The sequence below is a fragment of the Myxococcus sp. CA033 genome (assembly GCF_013336625.1).
Lineage (GTDB): Bacteria > Myxococcota > Myxococcia > Myxococcales > Myxococcaceae > Myxococcus > Myxococcus llanfairpwllgwyngyllgogerychwyrndrobwllllantysiliogogogochensis.
On record NZ_JABUMU010000001.1, the window covers coordinates 1416628 to 1434755 of the forward strand.

Annotated in this window: 14 protein-coding genes; 7 read left to right on the forward strand and 7 right to left on the reverse strand. The window is 68.4% G+C overall.

Annotated features, from left to right (window positions below):
* The first annotated feature begins 78 nt into the window (after window positions 1-78).
* Window positions 79-1908 carry a hypothetical protein gene (locus tag HUA78_RS05555; RefSeq protein WP_174475792.1) on the forward strand — a complete coding sequence of 610 codons (1830 nt, stop codon included), beginning with the start codon at window positions 79-81 and terminating at the stop codon, window positions 1906-1908.
* Window positions 1909-1925: 17 nt separating this feature from the next.
* Here the strand turns inward: HUA78_RS05555 and HUA78_RS05560 are convergent, their stop codons facing one another.
* On the reverse strand, window positions 1926-3218 hold the full coding sequence (locus tag HUA78_RS05560) for a threonine/serine exporter ThrE family protein (RefSeq protein WP_174457535.1): 1293 nt from the start codon (window positions 3216-3218) through the stop codon (window positions 1926-1928).
* Between the two features lie 152 nt (window positions 3219-3370).
* Entirely contained in the window at window positions 3371-4795 is a 1425-nt protein-coding gene (locus tag HUA78_RS05565; protein ID WP_174475793.1) for a hypothetical protein, read from the reverse strand.
* A 203-nt stretch (window positions 4796-4998) separates the two neighbouring features.
* Between HUA78_RS05565 and HUA78_RS05570 the strand changes: the two genes are divergently transcribed.
* On the forward strand, window positions 4999-6501 hold the full coding sequence (locus HUA78_RS05570; RefSeq protein ID WP_174475794.1) for an arylsulfatase: 1503 nt from the start codon (window positions 4999-5001) through the stop codon (window positions 6499-6501).
* Between the two features lie 50 nt (window positions 6502-6551).
* On the opposite strand, the gene HUA78_RS05575 is transcribed toward HUA78_RS05570, so the two are convergent.
* A complete protein-coding gene (locus HUA78_RS05575; protein ID WP_174475795.1) occupies window positions 6552-6947 on the reverse strand; it encodes a response regulator in 396 nt (131 codons plus the stop codon).
* Between the two features lie 243 nt (window positions 6948-7190).
* Between HUA78_RS05575 and HUA78_RS05580 the strand changes: the two genes are divergently transcribed.
* Complete coding sequence (locus tag HUA78_RS05580; protein WP_141644285.1) at window positions 7191-7952, forward strand: SDR family NAD(P)-dependent oxidoreductase; 762 nt, start codon at window positions 7191-7193, stop codon at window positions 7950-7952.
* 28 nt (window positions 7953-7980) lie between these two features.
* The gene (gene pyrF / locus HUA78_RS05585; protein ID WP_174475796.1) at window positions 7981-8835 is read left to right on the forward strand and encodes an orotidine-5'-phosphate decarboxylase; all 855 of its coding nucleotides are present in this window, start codon (window positions 7981-7983) and stop codon (window positions 8833-8835) included.
* A gap of 201 nt (window positions 8836-9036) precedes the next feature.
* Here the strand turns inward: pyrF and HUA78_RS05590 are convergent, their stop codons facing one another.
* On the reverse strand, window positions 9037-11607 hold the full coding sequence (locus tag HUA78_RS05590) for a penicillin-binding protein 1A (protein ID WP_174475797.1): 2571 nt from the start codon (window positions 11605-11607) through the stop codon (window positions 9037-9039).
* A gap of 32 nt (window positions 11608-11639) precedes the next feature.
* Complete coding sequence (locus HUA78_RS05595; protein ID WP_141644288.1) at window positions 11640-12596, reverse strand: RluA family pseudouridine synthase; 957 nt, start codon at window positions 12594-12596, stop codon at window positions 11640-11642.
* 44 nt (window positions 12597-12640) lie between these two features.
* Here HUA78_RS05595 and HUA78_RS05600 point away from each other — a divergent pair, with 44 nt between their 5' ends.
* The 3 genes from HUA78_RS05600 (at window position 12641) to HUA78_RS05610 (ending at window position 16012) form a co-directional block, all read left to right on the forward strand.
* On the forward strand, window positions 12641-14107 hold the full coding sequence (locus HUA78_RS05600) for a pentapeptide repeat-containing protein (protein ID WP_174457538.1): 1467 nt from the start codon (window positions 12641-12643) through the stop codon (window positions 14105-14107).
* Window positions 14108-14247: 140 nt separating this feature from the next.
* Window positions 14248-14883: a hypothetical protein gene (locus tag HUA78_RS05605; protein ID WP_174475798.1), complete on the forward strand. Its 636-nt coding sequence runs from the start codon at window positions 14248-14250 to the stop codon at window positions 14881-14883.
* A gap of 229 nt (window positions 14884-15112) precedes the next feature.
* Window positions 15113-16012, forward strand: a complete 900-nt coding sequence (locus tag HUA78_RS05610; RefSeq protein WP_174475799.1) for an alpha/beta fold hydrolase — start codon at window positions 15113-15115, stop codon at window positions 16010-16012.
* Here the strand turns inward: HUA78_RS05610 and HUA78_RS05615 are convergent.
* Entirely contained in the window at window positions 16005-16601 is a 597-nt protein-coding gene (locus HUA78_RS05615; RefSeq protein WP_174475800.1) for a hypothetical protein, read from the reverse strand. The two genes, HUA78_RS05610 and HUA78_RS05615, sit on opposite strands and share 8 nt — an antisense overlap.
* A 79-nt stretch (window positions 16602-16680) precedes the next feature.
* Window positions 16681-17451 (reverse strand): hypothetical protein, encoded by a 771-nt coding sequence (locus tag HUA78_RS05620; RefSeq protein WP_217442333.1) that lies wholly within the window; start codon window positions 17449-17451, stop codon window positions 16681-16683.
* Window positions 17452-18128: the final 677 nt, after the last annotated feature.

The following is an 18128-nucleotide window of genomic DNA, read 5'->3' on the forward strand; positions in this document are numbered from 1 at the left end:
ACGCTGCCCCCGGGTGCGATGCCTGGAAGCGCGCGCGTGGCTACCTCCTGACGGACCCGCCGTGCCCGGGAGGGCTTCATGTCCGTCGAAGCGCCCCGGGCGTCGCGCGCCCCTCCCTGGTTTCGCGCGCGGCGAGGCCGGTGGCGCCTCCTCCTGGGCTGGGGGCTCGTGGTGGTGCTGGCCCTCGAAGGGCTGTTGAACCTGGTGCTCAATGTCGGGCTGGTGCCCGCGCAGCTCGCCAGGGCCACGCCGAGGACGCGGGTGGAGTGGCGCGGAGGCTGGTGGTTGTGGCCCGGGCCCGTGCACCTCCGAGGCTTCTCCGTGTGGCAGCGGGATGCTCGCGTGGAGTGGCGCATCGACGCGGAGACCGTGGAAGCCCACGCGTCCCTCTTCGCGCTCCTGTCCCGGCGCGTCCACGCGCAAGGGGTGCGTGCCCAAGGTGTGAGCGTGCACGCGGAGCCCATGCCCGCGCTGGAGACCACGCCCACGAGACGCCGGCACACGCATCCGTGGGAAATCGAGCTGCGGGACATCGAGCTGGAGGACCTGCGCGAGCTGACGTTGAAGCCGGTGCGCTACGTGGGCCCGGGTCAGGCGAAGGGCTCGGTGCGGCTGGTCACGGGCCAACGACTCACCGTGACACTCGACACGCTCCACCTGGAGGACGGCACGCTGGAGCAGGAGGGACGGACCGTGGCGCGCGTGCGGGAGGTGTCGGGCATGCTGGACCTCGATGCCGTCCGAGCCGCTCCGGAGGAGCCGCGCCGCGTGGCGAAGTTCGACGGACGGCTGGGCGTGCGCTTGGAGATCCTCGACCTCGCGTGGCTCGGGGCGCTGGTGTCCCGGGAGCATCCTGACCTGCTGCGAGAGGGCGCCGGACAGCTCGACGCGGAGGTGCGCATCCAGGGAGGACACCTGGCCGCGGGCAGTCGCGTGGATGCGAGCGGTGCTCCGCTGGAGCTGCGGGTGGGCCCCGTGCGCGCGCGTGCCCCCTGGAGTGTTCACGGCGAGGTGACGGAGGACGGAGGCACCGGGGCTCACAGCGTGCTGAAGATGCGCTTCGCCCCTGTCCACGTGGAGGGCAAGGCGGGACGCGTGCTCGAGATACCGGAGGTCTCGCTCACGCTGTGGGCGAAGACGGATGCCCCCGACGCGAAGCCCCAGGTGAAGCACGAACTGCACGTGATGCGCAGTCGGCCCGTGGACCTGCGGATGCTCAACGCATGGATGGGGAAGACCTTCCACGTGGAGTCGGGTCACGCCACGCTGGAGGCGTCGGACAGCACGAGCGGACACGAGGACTCACAGCGATTGCGGCTGAACCTCTCTTCGAACCTCGTGGAAGGACGGTGGGCGGGGATCCTCATGCTCGGCAAGGCCTCCGCCGAAATCGACGCGCGGCGTCTGCGCCTGCACGGCAAGAGCCTGGGCCTGGATGGCTCGGCGATTCACCTGAACCACGTTTCAGCGGACGTACCGCACATCACGATTCGCGGATGGAGTGGGCGATTCGACCTGCCCCACGCGCGGTTGACCCTGGAGCCCGTCGAGCTGGAGGCACACTTCTCCGCGCACTTCTCCAACGCGGACCCGTTCGTCGCGCTGCTCACGGCCGAAAAGAAGCTCCCGGGGTTCCTGTCGCCCTTGCTGGAGGCACGGGACTTGAGGGTCACCGGGCAGGCGCGGATGAGCGACGCGGGATTACAGGTACGCGCGCTGCACGCGAAGGCGGACGGGCTCGAACTGGAGGGCCGCCTGGATACGGCACGGGGAACCACGCACGCGCTCATCTACGCGAAGGTGGGAATCCTCTCGGGGGCCATCGAAGTGAAGCCCGACGACACCCATGTGCAGCTCAAGGATGCACGGCGCTGGTACGAGGAGCGGCTCCCGACGCCCTCTGACTGAGGGAGCACGTGAAGCCGTCACACGTGCCGGGACGACTCCGCCGGCTTCGCGCGCCTGGCGTCTTCCGTGCGCGTCCGGGCGTCATGCGACAGCCCGAGCATGAAGGCGAACATCAGGCCCATCACCAGTTGCAGCGCCACGAGGAGCATCTGGAACACTCGGGCGTCGTCACCCTGCCCCGGCACACCGAGCAGTGCCAGGATGGCCCGCGTGCCGACGAAGCCCGGCGCGAGCTGGAGCAGACCGGGCATGATGATGGTCGACGGGAGTCGCTCCGGCAGTCGACTGTAGAGCTGGCCCGCCACGCCCAGCACGAAGGCGGAGATGAGCGGGCTGCCCTTGTCGCCGAACACGCCCTTGGTGAGTTCCTGAACGCCCCAGGCCAGCAGCACCGCGCCGACAATCCACGGCGTATCGCGCCGCCTCGCGGACATGCAGAGCGTCAGCGCCAGGCCCCCCACGGCGATGATGACCAGCACCACGGCATCAGGGAGCGCGTTCGCATGCATCTGCACCGGAAGCGGCCCGAACAATCTCCAGAGCGTTCCCGCGGCGCCGATGCCCACGGCCAGCATGAGGAAGCGCAGCAGTCCATAGGTGAGCCGTGAAATCCCCGCCTCCACCGACTCGCCCACCAGCTCCGCCGAGCCCAGCGTCACCACCATCGCCGGCACGAGCAGCGTCACGCCCCCGAAGAGGGCGCGCGCCGCATCGAACGTCGGCAGCACGAAGGTCAGACCGAACGCAAGCAGTGTCCCTAGAAACGCGGCGAGGAAGCTCTTCTGCAGGTCCAGTCGCTCGGACTTGAGCGTGCCGAAGTGAATGCCACCCGCGAGCACCCCCACTACGAGCGCCGCCACCAGCTCCCACCAGCCGCCGCCGACACGGGCGGCGACCGCCGCGCCATACACGCCATACGCGAGGTAGACGAGCCACTCGGGGTGCAGCTGATGGGGCGCCATGATGCGGTCCAGCTCGGCGCGGGCCTCGGCCACCGTGCGCTTCCCCCGTGCGATGGACTCCGACAGCAGGAGCAGCGAGGCGGCACGCGTCAGGTTCCAATGAGGATTGAAGGGCAGCCGTTGGAAGTCGACGCGGCGACTCGCGCCCGAGCGCACCTCCGTCAGCGCGAGCGTCTGGAGGGTGAAGACCTCCACCTCCAGCCCCCAGGCCCTCGCCGCCTTCTTCACGCGATTCTCCACGCCGAAGGAAGGCACGTAGGACAGGTGCAGCGCCCGCGCGAGGTCGAGCAGCAAGGCCACGGTCGCGTCCTCGTCGAGCAGCGCCCCGGACTCTGGTGCCTCGCTCATGCGCGCCGCCCTCCTGGCGACCTGCCCTTCCGACGGAAGCCCGTCTCCCTTCGACGAACCCGAACCGCCCGCACCTGGAGGTGGGGACCCGTCAGGCACGCGGAAAGCAGCCCTCCGGGGCAACGCCGTGTCGCGCTCCATGCGAAGCCGCGTCACCGCATCGACGGGGCCTCGTCATCGGCGTCCTCGTCGGGACTCTCGTCCTGCTGCGCCAGCGCGAAGCTCGCGCCGATGATGACGCTGAGCTGGAGGAAGCGAACCTTCTGGCTCGGGGACAGGGGCTGGAGGCCCGCTCGCTGAAGAGCGTCGGCAAGGCGCTCGGTGACCTCCTGGCCCCAGGCCACGTTGCCGCCCACCGTGAAGCGGGCGCGGCCCACCGTGAAGTGCAGTCCGGTGGCGACATGGTAGAGGTCCCAACCCGCCAGCAGCGCGTTCATGCGAGATGTCGCTGTCACGCCACTGAAGTCCGTGTGCGCGCTCACGTAGGCGCGCAGCCGGGACCCCAGCCGCTGCTCCACGCCCAGCGCCACGTTGACCAGCGGCGCGAGCGCGAAGTCGACGTCCGGGTCGATGACCTCCTGGGAGTCCCGGGGAGAGAACGACGCGGCATCGACCAGCGTGAAGGGCTTCACCCGGGCGAAGCCTTCCGCCGCCAGATACACGGACGTGCTCCCCAGCGTCCCACTCACGCCGAGCCCCACCGCCCAGTTCGACTGGAACCTCGCGGCGAGCCCCTCCTGGAAGTCGAAGGCGGACGCGGGCGTCGACGACAGCCCGAAGCCCCGCTCCAGCACCGCGCGCTCGAAGCTCGATTCGCCCTCCCCCCACAGCGCCACGCTCGGCGTCGTCACGGTGAGGCCCGCGGACATGGACTCCCGCTGGTAGCTCACCCCCACCTTCGCGAGCAGCCGCACGTGGCGCAGGTGGAAGTCGCGGCCGAGCGTGGACAGCAGCGCGCTGCCTCCGGGGCCCGAGCCCTGCGCCAGCACCTGGATGTTCGTCTCCTGGTCCCTCACCGCCACGAAGGGGCTGACGCCCACGCCCACGTGTCGTCCCAGGGGAAAGGACCACGTGAGCCCCGCCCAGTACTCCCCCACGTCCTGGTCCAACCGCACGTCCGCCGCGAGCTGGTCCATGCCTGGCACCCCACCCAGGTCCGTACCCGTGCCCTGCTCGCGAGACTCCAGCGACGCGATGAACCCCTGCCGCGTCAGCAGCGAATAGGCGAGCCGCGACCTGCCCAGGAAGCCCCAGCGCAGCGAACCCGCGATGAGGGAGGGCAGCACGTCGACCCTCGACTCGGTGAGGCCCTCACCGTTGCCCAGGCCGTTCTGGACGGAGAGGCGCGTGGACTCGAAGACGGTTCCCGTCAACTCCAGCTCCGGCGTGCGCAGGAGCGCGAGCGCACCCGGATTGTAATACACGGCGCTGATGTCACCCGGGTTCGCGATGAACGCGCCGCCGAGCAACCACGCCCGGTTGCCGAACTGTCGCGTCCAGTAGTGCGCGTCCTGCGCCCGTGCCGGGGGCGACATCAGGAGAAGCAGCAACAACCCCCACGGCCTGACGCCTGGCATCCATCCACCCGGGACTCGCGGAACGTCGCAAGGTGACCACCGGCCAGCGCCCGCGCCATCGCCCCGCGAACGCAGTCCGGTGTCCACGAGCCACGAAGTCGGGCCGGGCCGTCGCACCGTCGGCCTGTTCCCCCGTCCGCCCCGTCTTGTTCCCCGGGGCCGCCACGCTCACTCCTATTCCACATTCACGTCCGGGGGATTCGATGGCGGCCCAGAAGAAGAAGGAAACGAAGAAGCAACCCAACATCCTCGTCATCTTCGGTGACGATATCGGCTACTGGAACGTCAGTGCCTACAACCTCGGGGTGATGGGGTACCGCACGCCGAACATCGACCGGCTGGCGAAGGAAGGCGCGCTCCTCACCGACTACTACGCGCAGCAGAGCTGCACGGCGGGGCGCGCGGCGTTCATCACCGGCCAGTGTCCGTTCCGCACGGGGCTCACCAAGGTCGGCATGCCGGGCGCCAAGGTCGGCCTGCAGGCCGAGGACCCGACCATCGCGGACCTGCTCAAGGCCCAGGGCTACCGGACCGCGCAGTTCGGCAAGAACCACCTGGGAGACCGCGACGAGTTCCTGCCCACCGTCCACGGCTTCGACCAGTTCTTCGGCAACCTCTACCACCTCAACGCGGAAGAGGAGCCGGAGAACCCCGACTACCCCAAGGACCCGGCCTTCAGGAAGCGCTTCGGTCCGCGCGGCGTGCTGCGGTGCAAGTCGGATGGCAAGGGCGGCCAGAAGGTGGAGGACACGGGCCCGCTCACCAAGAAGCGGATGGAGACGGTGGACGAGGAGTTCCTCTCCGCCGCCATGGACTACCTGGACGACGCGAAGAAGTCCGACCAGCCCTTCTTCATGTGGTTCAACACCACGCGCATGCACGTCCACACGCACCTGAAGCCGGAGTCGCGCGGCAAGACGGGGCTCGGCCTCTACCCGGACGGCATGGTGGAGCATGACGGCATGGTCGGGCAGCTCCTCGACAAGCTCGACTCAGTGGGCCTGTCGGAGGACACCATCGTCGTCTACACCACGGACAACGGTGCGATGACGTGCATGTGGCCCGACGGCGGCATGACGCCCTTCCGCGGCGAGAAGGACACCAACTGGGAGGGTGCCTTCCGCGCGCCGTGTGTCGTGCGCTGGCCCGGCGTGATTGAGCCCGGCACGCAAATCAACGAGCTGTTCTCTTCCGAGGACTGGCTGCCCACGTTCCTCGCGGCCGCGGGCGACCCGGACATCGTGGACAAGCTCAAGAGCGGCCATGAGGCCAACGACAAGAGCTTCAAGGTCCACCTGGATGGCTACGACCAGCGGGAGCTGCTGTCCGGCAAGGGGCCCTCCGCGCGCACGGAGTTCTTCTACTTCGGTGACGACGGAGAGCTGGTCGCCGTGCGCCACGGGCGCATGAAGCTCGTGTTCGCGGAGCAGAACGCCAAGGGCATCGAGGCCTGGGGTGAGCCCTTCACCATCCGCCGCGCGCCACTCGCCTTCGACCTGCGCGCCGACCCGCTGGAGCGCTCGCAGGACGCCGTCGGCTACCAGTCCTGGCTCATCGACCACGCCTTCTACTTCGTGCCAGCGCAGCAGGCCGTGGCCCGGTTCCTCTCGAGCTTCCGAGAGTTCCCGCCGCGTCAGCGTCCGTCGAGCTTCTCCGTGGACCAGGTCGTCGCGAAGCTGGAGACCGCGCCCTCCGGCATGCACTGAGCGCATGAGCCAGGCCCGCGTCGTCCAGTGCGACGGCGCGGGCCTCCGGCTCACACGGGCTGGGGGTGCTCCTGCTCGACGAGCACGTAGCGCGAGATGGCGCCGAGCAGCTGCTCCACGTCCACGGGCTTGCGCAGGTAGTCGTCCACGCCGAGCGCGGCCACCTCGCGCGCGCTCACGCCCTGCCCTGAGATGACGACTACCGGGATGGGGGCCAGCGAGGCGTCGGCGAGCTGCCTGTCGCGGAACTCCCAGCCGTTGACGTCCGGCATCATCAAGTCCAACAGAATCACGGAGGGGCGCGCGCCGTGGCGCAGCAACTCCAGGGCCTCGCGCCCTCCTCGCGCCAGCAGCACGCGATGCCCCTCCAGCTCCAGCACGTCCTTGAAGGCCAGCAGGATGTCGGGGTCGTCGTCTACCGCGAGCACGTAGTTCGAGGGCATCATGTCCGAGTCTCTCCTCGTGTAGACAAGGTGCGGACGAACAGGCCCCGCGTCATCGCCCTGCTGCCTGGCGAGGCACGCCCGGCGGGGCCAGTGCGTGCACGCTCGTCAACAACGCGGCGCCCCGGTTCCAACCGGACAGACGAGGCCCCGCCCCACCGCCGGGGCCGCCGCGCGGCATGGATTTGTGTCCCAATTCCGCCGCCAACCGTGCGAGAAGCAGCCACGCAGCCAGGAGGAGACACCATGGCGGAGATGAGCTACCGGACGGCGCTGGTGACGGGCGCCTCGAGCGGGCTGGGACGGGGCCTGGCGCTGTGGCTGGCCAAGCGGGGCCTGCGCGTCTTCGCCGCCGGGCGCCGGCTGCCGCAGCTGCAAGCCCTCGCCGCCGAGGCGCAGGCCGCTGGCGCGACGGTGGAGCCGCTGGAGCTGGATGTCACGCGCACGGAGGCCCATCTGGAGCGCCTGCGCGAGCTCGACTCGGAGTGTGGCGGCCTGGACCTGGTCGTGGCCAACGCCGGCGTCGGCGGAGTCACGCACGGCAAGCGCCTGGACTGGGACAAGGTGCGCGCCATCATCGACACCAACGTCACGGGCGCCGCCGCCACGCTGACGGCCGTGCTGCCGCGCATGGTGGAGCGCCGCCGCGGACACGTGGTGGGCATCTCCAGCCTCGCGGCCCACCGGGGGCTGGCGGGCCACGCCGCGTACTCCGCCTCGAAGGCGTTCCTCGCCACGTTCATGGAGAGCCTGCGCGTGGACCTGAGCAGCACCGGCGTGCGCGTCACCTGCATCTACCCGGGCTTCGTGAAGAGCGAGATGACCGCGGACAACCACTTCCCCATGCCCTTCCTGATGGAGACGGACGCGGCCGTGGAGCTGATGGGCACGGCCATCCTGCGCGGCGAGACGGAGCTGTCCTTCCCGTGGCAGCTGGCCCTTCCCTCGCGGCTGGCGAAGGTGCTGCCCAATCCCCTCTTCGACGCCGCCGCCCGTCGGCTGCGCTGACCCTTCCTCTTAGCCAGGAGCTGGAACGATGACGTCCCCTCAATCCTTCGCCCAGCGCTTCGCCCGCCTCGCCGACGAGCGCTCCCCATTCTGCCTCGGCGTCGACCCGTCGAAGGACCTGCTCGCGCGCTGGGGGCTGCCCGACACCGCGAAGGGCCTCTCCGACTTCTGCGAGCGCATCTTGGAGGCGGCCGGTGACAGCGTCGCGGTGGTGAAGCCGCAGAGCGCGTTCTTCGAGCGCCACGGCCCCTCGGGACTCCTGGTGCTCCAGTCGATGATGTATCGCTTCAAGGATGCGGGGACGCTCACGCTGCTCGACGTGAAGCGCGGTGATATCGGCACCACCATGGACGCCTACGCGGAGACCGTCTTCGGCGCGGGCAGCCCGTACGAGGCGGACGCCGCCACCTTCACCGCGTACCTGGGCCTGGGCGCGCTGGTGAAGACGATTGAGCGGGCGCGGGCGTCCGGTGCCTGTGCGTTCCTCGTCGTGCGCTCCTCCAACCCGGAGGGCGCGTCGCTCCAGACGTCCATGGGGGCCGATGGTCGCACGGTGGCGGAGGTGCTCGCGGACGGCCTGCGAGAGCTGAACGAGAAGGCGGGGCCGGGCGAACTGCCCGCTGGCGCGGTGATGGGCGCCACCCTGCCCGCTTCGGACCGGGGCGTCGTGAAGCGGCTGGGCGGCGCGCTGATGCTGACGCCTGGAATCGGCGCGCAGGGCGCGGGCTTCGACGACCTCAAGAGCCTGTTCGCCGGTCGCGAGGCGCAGGTCATCCCCACCGCCACGCGCTCCGTGCTGGAAGCGGGGCCCGATGTCGCCTCCCTCCGCGCGGCCATCCAGCGCCACGTGGAGCCCGCGCGCCGCTTCCGCATGGGCGCCTGACGAGGAAGAGGCGCCCTCCTCGCCACGCTGACGCGTCGCGGGGATGCCCACTATCAGCACCGCGCGGGAGCCTGAAACGACTCGGGCCCCGCGTCCTCCCGAGGGAGGCGAACCATCAGCACCGCGCGAGCCTGAAACGACTCGGGCCCCGCGTCCTCCCGAGGGAGGCGCACGGGGCCCGGAGGTCCACGGCGGTGAGCGCTACTGCGCGCCCATCATGAACTGGTCCACGTCGACAGTGTTCTTGTCGGGCACGGCGTCCTTCGGCTCGGTGCCCTTCTTGAAGAACATCAGCTCGGAGCCCTTCGCGCCGGGGCTCGCAATCTTGCCCGTCTTCTTGTCGATGTGGAGCCGCACCAGGTCCATCGACTGCCACGGGTAGAACTCCGACTGCGGCCGGCCCTCCAGCGCGCGCTTCATGTAGTTGAGCCAGATGGGCAGCGCCGCGCGGCCACCCGTCTCGTAGCGACCGAGCGGATGCGGGTTCAAGTCGTAACCCACCCACGCCACCGTCACGAGGTCCCGCGTGTACGCCGCGAACCACGCGTCGAAGGAGTCGTTCGTCGTCCCCGTCTTGCCAGCCGCGGGCTTGCCCAGGCGCGTGGCCGGGCCACCCGTTCCCTGGAGCACCACGCCGCGAAGCAGGTGCGTGAGGATGAAGCCGACCTCCGCGCTCATCACCTGTTCACCGGGCTCGAAGAGGCGCGCGTAGCCGGCGGCCACGCGGTCCTGCAGCGGCGCCCACGCGTCGTCGAACGCGGTGTGGTCCTCCAGCGTGCGGCCAAAGCGGTCCTCCACCTTGCGCACGAAGTACGTGGGCTTCTTGCGGCCGTAGCGGTTGAACGTCGCGTAGGCGTTGGCCAGGTCCACCGGGTACACGCACGAGGAGCCGAGCGCCGCGGAGAAGTCCATGTTCATGGGCGTGGTGATGCCCAGCTTCGTGCTCCACGCCGCCATGTTCTTCACGCCCACCGCGCCGAACGTCTTCACCGCGGGGATGTTCATCGAGTTGACGAGCGCGGTGCGCAAGAGCACGTCGCCCACGAACTCCTCGCTGTAGTTCGCCGGCTTCCAGGACACCTTGTTGTCCGGGTCGTGCTCGACAATCGGCGAGTCGACGATGACGGAGGCCTCCGTCCAGTTCAGCTGCTCCAGCGCCGCCGAGTACACAAAGGGCTTGAACGAGCTGCCCGGCTGACGGCACGCCTGGAAGGCGCGGTTGAACTCGTTGTCGTCGAAGTCGTACCCGCCCACCATGGCCGTGAGGTACTGGCGGTGGGGGTCCACGGAGACGAGCGCGCTCTGGGCCTCGGGCGTCTGCTCCAGCCGGAAGAGCTTCACGCCCTCCTCGGGGATGTCCTCGGCCAGCTTCTTGTCCCACTGCTCCTTGTCGTCCGTGAGGTCCTTCTTCGTCACGTGACGCACGACGACGAGGTCGCCCACGGCGATGGCCTTCTTCACCGACGAAATCATCATCGCCGGGTAGTAGCCCTCCGGGTTCACCTTGCGCGCCCAGCGCATGCCGAGCAGCGGCAGCCGCCCCGCATGCGGGCCCACCTGGATGTCCGCGCCCCGGCCGTCCGAATCAAGCTGCGTGACGGCGGCCACGTAGAGCCGGCCCTCGGTGAGCTCCTCCTTGCCCATGGACCTCTTTGCGCGGTCGATGAAGGCCTTGAGCGCCCCCGGCGTGAGCTGCTGCACCGGCCCGCGCCAGCCCTGGCGCTTGTCCACGGAGAGCAGGCCATCCATCACCGCGTCCTGCGCGGCGCGCTGGCGCTCGCTGTCCATGGTGGTGAAAATCTTGAGGCCGTCCTTGAGCAGCACGGGGTTGCCGTACCGTTCCACCACGTCCTTGCGCACCTGCTCCACGAAGTACGGGGCGAACTCGTGGAAGACGTCCTCCACGGGGAACACGTTCACCACTTCCGCGTTGGCCGTGTCGTGCTCGGCCTGCGAAATCATCCCCTCCACCAGCATGCGGCGCAGCACGTAGGCGCGGCGCTTGCGGGCGGCGTCCGGACGCAGGAAGGGTGAGTAGCGGCTGGGCGCCTGGGGGAGGCCCGCGATGAGCGTCATCTCCCCGAGCGTCAAATCGCGCACGTCCTTGCGGTAGTAGTTCTCCGCCGCGCTCTGCACGCCGTAGCTGTGGTGCCCGAGGAAGACGTTGTTCAGGTAGAGGTAGAGAATCTCTTCCTTGGTGAGCGACTGCTCCAGCCGCAGGGCGAGGATGGCCTCGCGAATCTTGCGGGTGAGCGTCTTCGCCGTGGCGGACTTGTAGCCCTCCGCGGAGATGAGCACCGCCTTCGCCGTCTGCTGCGTCAGGGTGGAGCCACCCTGGATGCCGCCGGAGCGCAGGCCCAGCTTCGAGCCAATCGTCTTGAAGGCCGCGCGCGAGGTGCCCAGGATGTCCACGCCGAAGTGGTCGAAGAAGCTGGAGTCCTCGCTGGCGATGAACGCCTGCACCAGCCGCTTCGGAATCCGCTCGTAGGGGACGACTTTGCGCCGCTCGTTGTAGAACTCGCCCGCGAGCACCGCGTCGTCCGTGTAGACCTCGGTGACGATGGGCGGCCAGTACTCGTCCACCTTGGGGATGGCCGGCAGTCCGTCCGAGTACACGTAGTAGATGGCCACCAGGCCCACCGCGCCCGCCGTGGCGCCCGTGAGGGCCAGCCACCCACCCAGCTTCAGCAGCACCTTCCACCAGCGCCCGGGGGGAACCCCCTTGAGCACCAGCTTCGAGCGGCTTCGGTCAGTCGTCTTGGAGTCGGACATACGTGTATCGGAACCTCGCGGGCGTCACGGCCTCAGGGCAGCAATGCGGCCCGCTTGAGCACGTCTCGGAGCTCGGGGGGGATGGGGGCTTCCACGGCCACCTTCGCCCCGCCTTCGGGGTGGGGAAATTCGATGCGCTCGGCGTGCAGGAACAACCGCTTGAGCCCCCAGCGCGCCTGCACGTCGCGATTGAAGGCGAAGTCACCGTATTTCTTGTCCCCGACCACGGGGTGGCCAATGGAGGCCAGGTGCCTTCTTATCTGATGGGTGCGCCCGGTCTCGATGGAGCAGGACAGGAGCGCCACCTCGCCCGACTGCTTGACGACCTTCCATCGGGTGAGGGCCTCCTGCATGTTCACCCCGCGACGGGCCTTGGACTCGGCCGTCTGCTGGTGCTCCGACAGGGGCAGGTCGATGACCCCGGACTCCTTGGGCATCTTCCCCTTCACCAGGGTGATGTAGCGCTTCTTGGAGAGGCCATGGGTGAAGACCTCCGTGAAGTGCACCATCGCCGGGCGCCGCTTGGCGACCAGGATGACGCCGGAGGTCTCCCGGTCCAGGCGGTGGGCGGGTGACGCCGTGAAGTCGTTTCGGACGGCCTTGGGTCCCAGATAGGCGCGCACGTAGTCCACCAGCGTGCCGCCGGTGATGCCGCTTCCGGTATGGACGGCCATCCCGCTGGGCTTGTCCACGGCCATCAACCAGTCGTCCTCTCTCAGAATGACCAGCCGGCTGGGGTCCACCGGCGGGGGTGGACGGTCCACTTTCGGACGGTCCTCTCCCCTGAGCGTCTGCTCGTCTCCACGGATGGTGAGCACGTCTCCGTCCGCGAGCAACTGCTCGGGCTGGGCACGTTTCCCGTTCACCCGCACCTTCTTGGTGCGAATCATCTTGAACAGGTGGCTCACGGGGACAGTGGGGAGCCGTTTGCGCAGGAGCTTGTCCAGGCGCATCCCGGCGGTGTCGGTCTCGATTCGGTACTCGATCATTTGTGCTGGCGCGCGGACCAGACCATACGAATAATCCCCGGTCCATGCCGAAAGCCCCCAGTATCGAGAAGCTCCTCCAGAACGGGTCGGCCGAGTGGAACCGACTGCGCAAGGGCGGTCAGGTCCCGACCGAGCACACTGGCGCCACCTTCACGCAACTTTTCTCCGCCAACGCGGACTTGTCGGGCCTCGGGCTCGTCGGCTCCGAGTGGGAGCGGTGCGATCTGTCGAAAATCAACTTCCGGGACACGGACCTGTCGAACGCCTATTTCCACGGCGGACGGCTCCAGGACTGTGACTTCCGGGGGGCCAACCTCGAAGGGGCGACCTTCGAGAAGCTGAAGCTGCTCCGCTGTGACTTCACGGGCGCCAAGGGTCTGGACGACGTGGAGATGGACGATGTGGACATGGACCGGGTGGTCGGTCTGGACGGAGAGGAAGCGCCTCCGCCGCCTCCGCCTCCGGCCCAGGGCATCACCGCGTTCACCCGCGAACAGCGGGAGAAGGCGCTGGGCGTGCAGGCCGCGGCGCTCATGATGGGAGAGCCGGCGGAGGAGCTGCCGCCGTTCAAGCCGCAGGACCCGCCCGGCTCGCTTTTCTTCCGGGGCCTGAAGCGCCTGGCGATGCCGCCGTTGTGGGTGCTGGACGTGCCGGGGTTGCGGCCGCTGGTGCCGCAGCGGATGCCTCCGGGCAGCTCGCTGGAGACGCTCTACCGCGAGGCGGTGAAGACGCGGCTGGAGAACAAGAAGCCGTCGGCGGACCCGGGCGTGGTGGAGAAGGCGCAGAAGGCGCTGCGGATGGGTGCCAAGGACGCGGCCGTGTCGGCCATGTACCTGCGCGAAGTGGGCGTGTTGCCGCTGTTCCGCTTCTCCGCGGCGCAGGTGTTGAAGGCCGCGCTGCGCGAAGAAGTGGACGTGGATGACCTGACGGGGTCCATCGACCCTCGGACGACGGGCGCGCTGTTGGAGCTGCGGCTGACGCACGAGGTGGTGGAGCACCTGCAGGAGGCTCGGCGGCGGCTGGCGGCGACGCAGTTGTACACGTCGCTGTTGGAGGCGGGCTTCAACCCGGACAACAACTGGGACGAGGCGCTGGAGTCGAGCGAGGCGGCGCTGGAGCTGGCGCATCTGGCCACGGGCGACAACCGCGACACGCTGTTCGAGGGCTTCCAGGTCTTCTCGGCGCTGCCCGAGGAGGCGCGGTTGCGCCGGCTGGCGTATCTGGCCGAGTCGGTGTCCAACCTGGAACTGGTCAGCCGGCTGCCTGAGGGGATGGAGCCGGCGTGGCTGCACGGGCCGGAGACGCGCGAGTGCCACGAGCGGGAGATGACCTACGTCCAGTCGCTGAAGGCCGAGGACATCCCGACGAAGGTGGCGGCGCTGGCGAAGGCGGAGCTCGGCGTTCCCGAGGGCTCGGTGCCCGAGGAGAGCGACGGGGATTTGTTCATCCACCTGCGCTGTGACGTGTGTGGCAAGGAGAAGCTCATCGTTCAGTCGCCCGACGCGGAGTGACGGCGAGTTGAAGGGTGGGGCCCTCGGGGCCGCTGGAGTCCTCTTCGGGACTCGGCGGCCCCGAGGTGTTTCTGGAGTCCAGGCGCCGACGCACGGGGGCGCGCGTTGACGTCGAAGCGGGCGTGAGCCCACGCTAGGTCATGGTCGACCACACGCGAGTGACGGCGGCACCGCTGGAGCGGAGTGCTTCGTGGGCCCTCATGGCGCAGGTGCTGCTGACTGCCGCCCTGTTCGCCGCGGTGCCGTATGCGGCGTCGATGGTGCCGTTCGAGCGCATCTACATCGACGGTCCCTACAATGCCCCGCATGAGCAGGACCCGCTGTATCCGGTCCGCACGGCGCTGATTGTCGCCGGGCTCGTGATTCCGGTCCTCGCGCTGCCCTTCGCCTTCATCGGCTGGAGGCGGAGGCAGACACATCCGGGGCCCGCGATGCTTCAGATGAGCCTGCTACTCAGCGCCTTCGTCATCGGGTGGCGGAACTATCCCTACTATGCGCTGGGCATCTACCGGGCCTACGTCGGCGAAGCGCGGGTCTGGGATTTCGACCCGGTCGGGCTCTATCCATTCCGCGATGCCCGCTGCCTGCCGTTCGAAGTGGGCGTTCTTCTCCTCTACCCCATCGCGGCAGTGGCGGTGCCTCGCATCGGTTATCGGCTCTTCCATGAGAAGAAGCGGATGACGCGTGCGTTCGCCATCGGCGTGCTGCTCAGCCTCGCCACGACGGTGCTCGCGTTCGCCAGCACACCGAAATACATGTTCTGGTTCATGGACTGAGCAGCCACGCTCGGAGGCCGTTCCGCGAAGGGACGCGGGGGCCTTGGGGTGAGCCTGGAAGACAGCGGCCTCGCGCCAGCCCGGATGGTCTGGAGGCGTCCCTGCGGCGAGGTGCGGCAGGTGCTCTCCCGGCGGCCCGTGGATGCGCAGCTTGGCTGAGGACACAGCAGGCCCTCGCGTCCCGACTTCCGCGTACACGACGCGAGGGCTCGTACGAGGAGGTGTGCTCATGCCAGGGGTCCATCACAGGACGGTGAAGGTGGACGGCATCGACATCTTCTATCGCGAGGCCGGTCCCGAGGATGCCCCCGTGGTGCTGCTGCCGCATGGCTATCCGTGCTCGTCGTTCCAGTTCCGGAACCTGTTGCCCGCGCTGGGGGATTCGTGGCGGTTGATTGCGCCGGACCATCCGGGCTTCGGGTACAGCGAGACTCCGGACGCGAGTCGGTTCGACTACACGTTCGACGGTTACGCGCGGTACCTGGAACGGTTCGTGGAGACGCTGGGGCTCACGCGCTACGTGCTGTACCTGCATGACTACGGCTCGCAGTTCGGGTTCCGGCTCGCGTTGAAGGCGCCGGAGCGCGTGGCGGCGCTCGTCATCCAGAACGGCGACATCTACGAGGACGCGTTCGGACCGAAGTACCAACCGCTTCGGGAGTACTGGGAGCACCCGACGGCGAAGGGGCGCGAGAAGCTCGCCGCGGCGGTGAGCGAGGAGGGCTTCCGGGGCGAGTTCATCGGAGAGATTCCGGAGCGACTGGTCGACCGCGTGAGCCCGGACCTGTGGACGCTGTCCTGGCTGCTGGTGCAGCGGGAGCGGCGCAAGGAACACTGGGTCCAGCTGCTCGCGGATCAGCGCACGACGCTGGCGTGGATGCCGAGGTTCCAGGCGTACCTGCGCAAGTTCCAACCGCCGACGTTGATTGTATGGGGGCCGCACGACGGGTACATGCCCGAGGAGTCGGCGCGGGCGTACTTGCGAGACTTGCCAGATGCGGAGCTGCACCTGCTCGACGCGGGACACTGGGCGCTGGAGACGCACCTGGATGAAATCGCGTTCCTCATGCGGCGCTTCCTTCAGCGCGTGCATGCGTCACGGACAGAGGATGCGGCCTACGTCACATGATGCGTCGGCGGGCCTCGCTGACCTGGTGGGCCCAGGTACGGGCGTCGTGGCCGGCCTGGGGGAAGTCGAAGCGGCCTTCCTCGATGAGCTGGACGAGGCGATCATCTCGCGCGACCAGGTGCGGAACCTTCCAGGGAAAGCCGAGCGCCGCCGAACCCCGCTCCGCGTAGTCCTCGTGAGCGATGAGCACTTCCAGATATCGCGCGTACAGGTCGAAGAAGCGGTCCACATTCGAGGCGAGCGGCATCACGACCGGCCCGTCGAGCTCGTAGGTGTCCACTTCAACGACGGGCTGACATCCTTGCGCATCCGCCAGGCCAGGGACCGTGGCGAAGTAGTAGGCAAGATTGGCTTCCCCGCCGAAGACGCAGACCGTCAAGCCCAGGCTCTTCTGCCAACTCTCGCGCCACCAGTGGTTCTTCTCCTCGAGCTGGTTCTCGTCGTCATTGACGCGGAGGAGATAAGCGTTATCCGCGAACCTCGCGCTGCCCGACCTCGAATAGAAGGCCGCCAACATCGGGTCCAGAAGGTGCCCACCCACGCACTGCCCTGCCTCGAGAGGACGCTGGGCGGCAGAGGTCAGGCGCATCTCAATGGACTCCCGCTCGCACACGGAGAGCAATCGGTCGAACCCAGGCAGTGGCAGATGCTCCATCGTCGAACTCCGCTCAGTTCACCTTCGGGAAACGTGCCCTCAACGCCTCAAGCGCGGCCTGCTCGGCCCGCTCGATGAAAGCCTGCTCACCCCGTGGAACTTCGACACGGTGGTACCAGGACTCGAAATGCGAGTCGATGATTCGCGTCGCGGCATCAACCTCGTCACGCGTCGCGGTTCGCTGGGCAGTCCGAAATTTCGTCCAGACACGACTCACTCGCTCGTGAATGAAGTCCTGGACCACGGCGAGCCTGCTCGAAGCATTGACGTCCTGCTCGGGGAACAGGTGTGCATATTCCAGGGGACGTCGATGGTGGACCGGGTACCGCTCCGGAAATGCGTCCATGGTGCGGGCCAGGTCCGAATGGACATTCTTGTAAGCGGCTCGCGCGGCCTTCCGCAGCCCATGCTTCTCCCCAAAATCGAGCGGCGTTGACGCCAATTTCTCGATGCGAGCCATGAGCGCACGCAACTCGCTCCGTTCGCTGGTGGTGAGCGCTCGCTCTCCTTCGAGCTGAACCTTCGCCCACAGACGCTCGAAGGCACGGCCCTCGCTCTGGGACACACGGGACAGCATGGTCCGCAACCAGCCGCTCGCAGCCTCTTTGCCCTGACGCAGCGCCTTCCGAACGATGCCACCACCTCGAACCGCGAGGAAGCCCGCGCCCCTGATGGCGACAGCGCCCACGTACCAGAGCGCCAGCTCCTGCGCGCCGCGCTGTGCCAGCCAAGTGAAGCCCTCCACGACACCTTCGCGCCAGCGCCGCACGATGTCCTCGTGCATCGCGCGGTACTCAGCGGCGACCTCCGGTTCGAGCCCCGCCGGCGTCTCGAAACCGACGACTCGCACGGACTCCACCCAACCGTCACCTTCACCCCGACCGTGGGTCAGCCGGATTCCGAACCGAACCGTGCGCGGCCCCATGCCGTCCTGGAAGGCGCGTGTGAGCCGAACCACCTCACGCCCAGCGCGCGACGCCGGGGCTAACGGAGAACCACCTGCTCCGCTCCGAACCACCTGGAAACGGTGCAGTTCCCACCCGACCACGCGGCCGTCGTCCAGCACTGCGTCTGCCTCCAGCCAGGCCTCGCCCCCGTTGGGAACACCTACCCCAGCCAGGAGACGTGCCAGCCCCGATGGAACCTCGTCGGGCCCAGTGCCATCAGCCCACTGCACCGGAAGCGTCCTGGCCTCGAGTGGGCGCTCCGCGTGGCGATAGAACGCATAGTCCACCGACCACGTCGTCTCGTCCCGGCGCAGCGACAACACCACCTGCCCCGTACGCTCCAGTCCATAGCCAGAGAGCACCTCTCTCAGCGCGTCCCGAGTATCCGCCGCTCCTGCCAGACCTCCTCGATGGCCCACGCGCTCATGCGAGTCGTAGCCAGTCCAGGTGAGCGCACCTCGCTCCGACCAGAACGTCAGTGTCAGGCGAGCCCCTGCCGAGTCGATATCGCGAG

Excerpts from the sequence above, each read along its gene's own strand:
- HUA78_RS05570 (WP_174475794.1), top strand. The coding sequence starts at position 4,999 with ATGGCGGCCCAGAAGAAGAAGGAAACGAAGAAGCAACCCAACATCCTC.
- HUA78_RS05610 (WP_174475799.1), top strand. The coding sequence starts at position 15,113 with ATGCCAGGGGTCCATCACAGGACGGTGAAGGTGGACGGCATCGACATC.
- HUA78_RS05620 (WP_217442333.1), bottom strand. The coding sequence starts at position 17,451 with ATGCACGAGGACATCGTGCGGCGCTGGCGCGAAGGTGTCGTGGAGGGC.
- HUA78_RS05595 (WP_141644288.1), bottom strand. The coding sequence starts at position 12,596 with ATGATCGAGTACCGAATCGAGACCGACACCGCCGGGATGCGCCTGGAC.
- HUA78_RS05575 (WP_174475795.1), bottom strand. The coding sequence starts at position 6,947 with ATGATGCCCTCGAACTACGTGCTCGCGGTAGACGACGACCCCGACATC.
- HUA78_RS05590 (WP_174475797.1), bottom strand. The coding sequence starts at position 11,607 with ATGTCCGACTCCAAGACGACTGACCGAAGCCGCTCGAAGCTGGTGCTC.
- HUA78_RS05560 (WP_174457535.1), bottom strand. The coding sequence starts at position 3,218 with ATGAGCGAGGCACCAGAGTCCGGGGCGCTGCTCGACGAGGACGCGACC.
- HUA78_RS05600 (WP_174457538.1), top strand. The coding sequence starts at position 12,641 with ATGCCGAAAGCCCCCAGTATCGAGAAGCTCCTCCAGAACGGGTCGGCC.
- HUA78_RS05605 (WP_174475798.1), top strand. The coding sequence starts at position 14,248 with ATGGTCGACCACACGCGAGTGACGGCGGCACCGCTGGAGCGGAGTGCT.
- HUA78_RS05555 (WP_174475792.1), top strand. The coding sequence starts at position 79 with ATGTCCGTCGAAGCGCCCCGGGCGTCGCGCGCCCCTCCCTGGTTTCGC.
- HUA78_RS05615 (WP_174475800.1), bottom strand. The coding sequence starts at position 16,601 with ATGCGCCTGACCTCTGCCGCCCAGCGTCCTCTCGAGGCAGGGCAGTGC.
- pyrF (WP_174475796.1), top strand. The coding sequence starts at position 7,981 with ATGACGTCCCCTCAATCCTTCGCCCAGCGCTTCGCCCGCCTCGCCGAC.
- HUA78_RS05565 (WP_174475793.1), bottom strand. The coding sequence starts at position 4,795 with ATGCCAGGCGTCAGGCCGTGGGGGTTGTTGCTGCTTCTCCTGATGTCG.
- HUA78_RS05580 (WP_141644285.1), top strand. The coding sequence starts at position 7,191 with ATGGCGGAGATGAGCTACCGGACGGCGCTGGTGACGGGCGCCTCGAGC.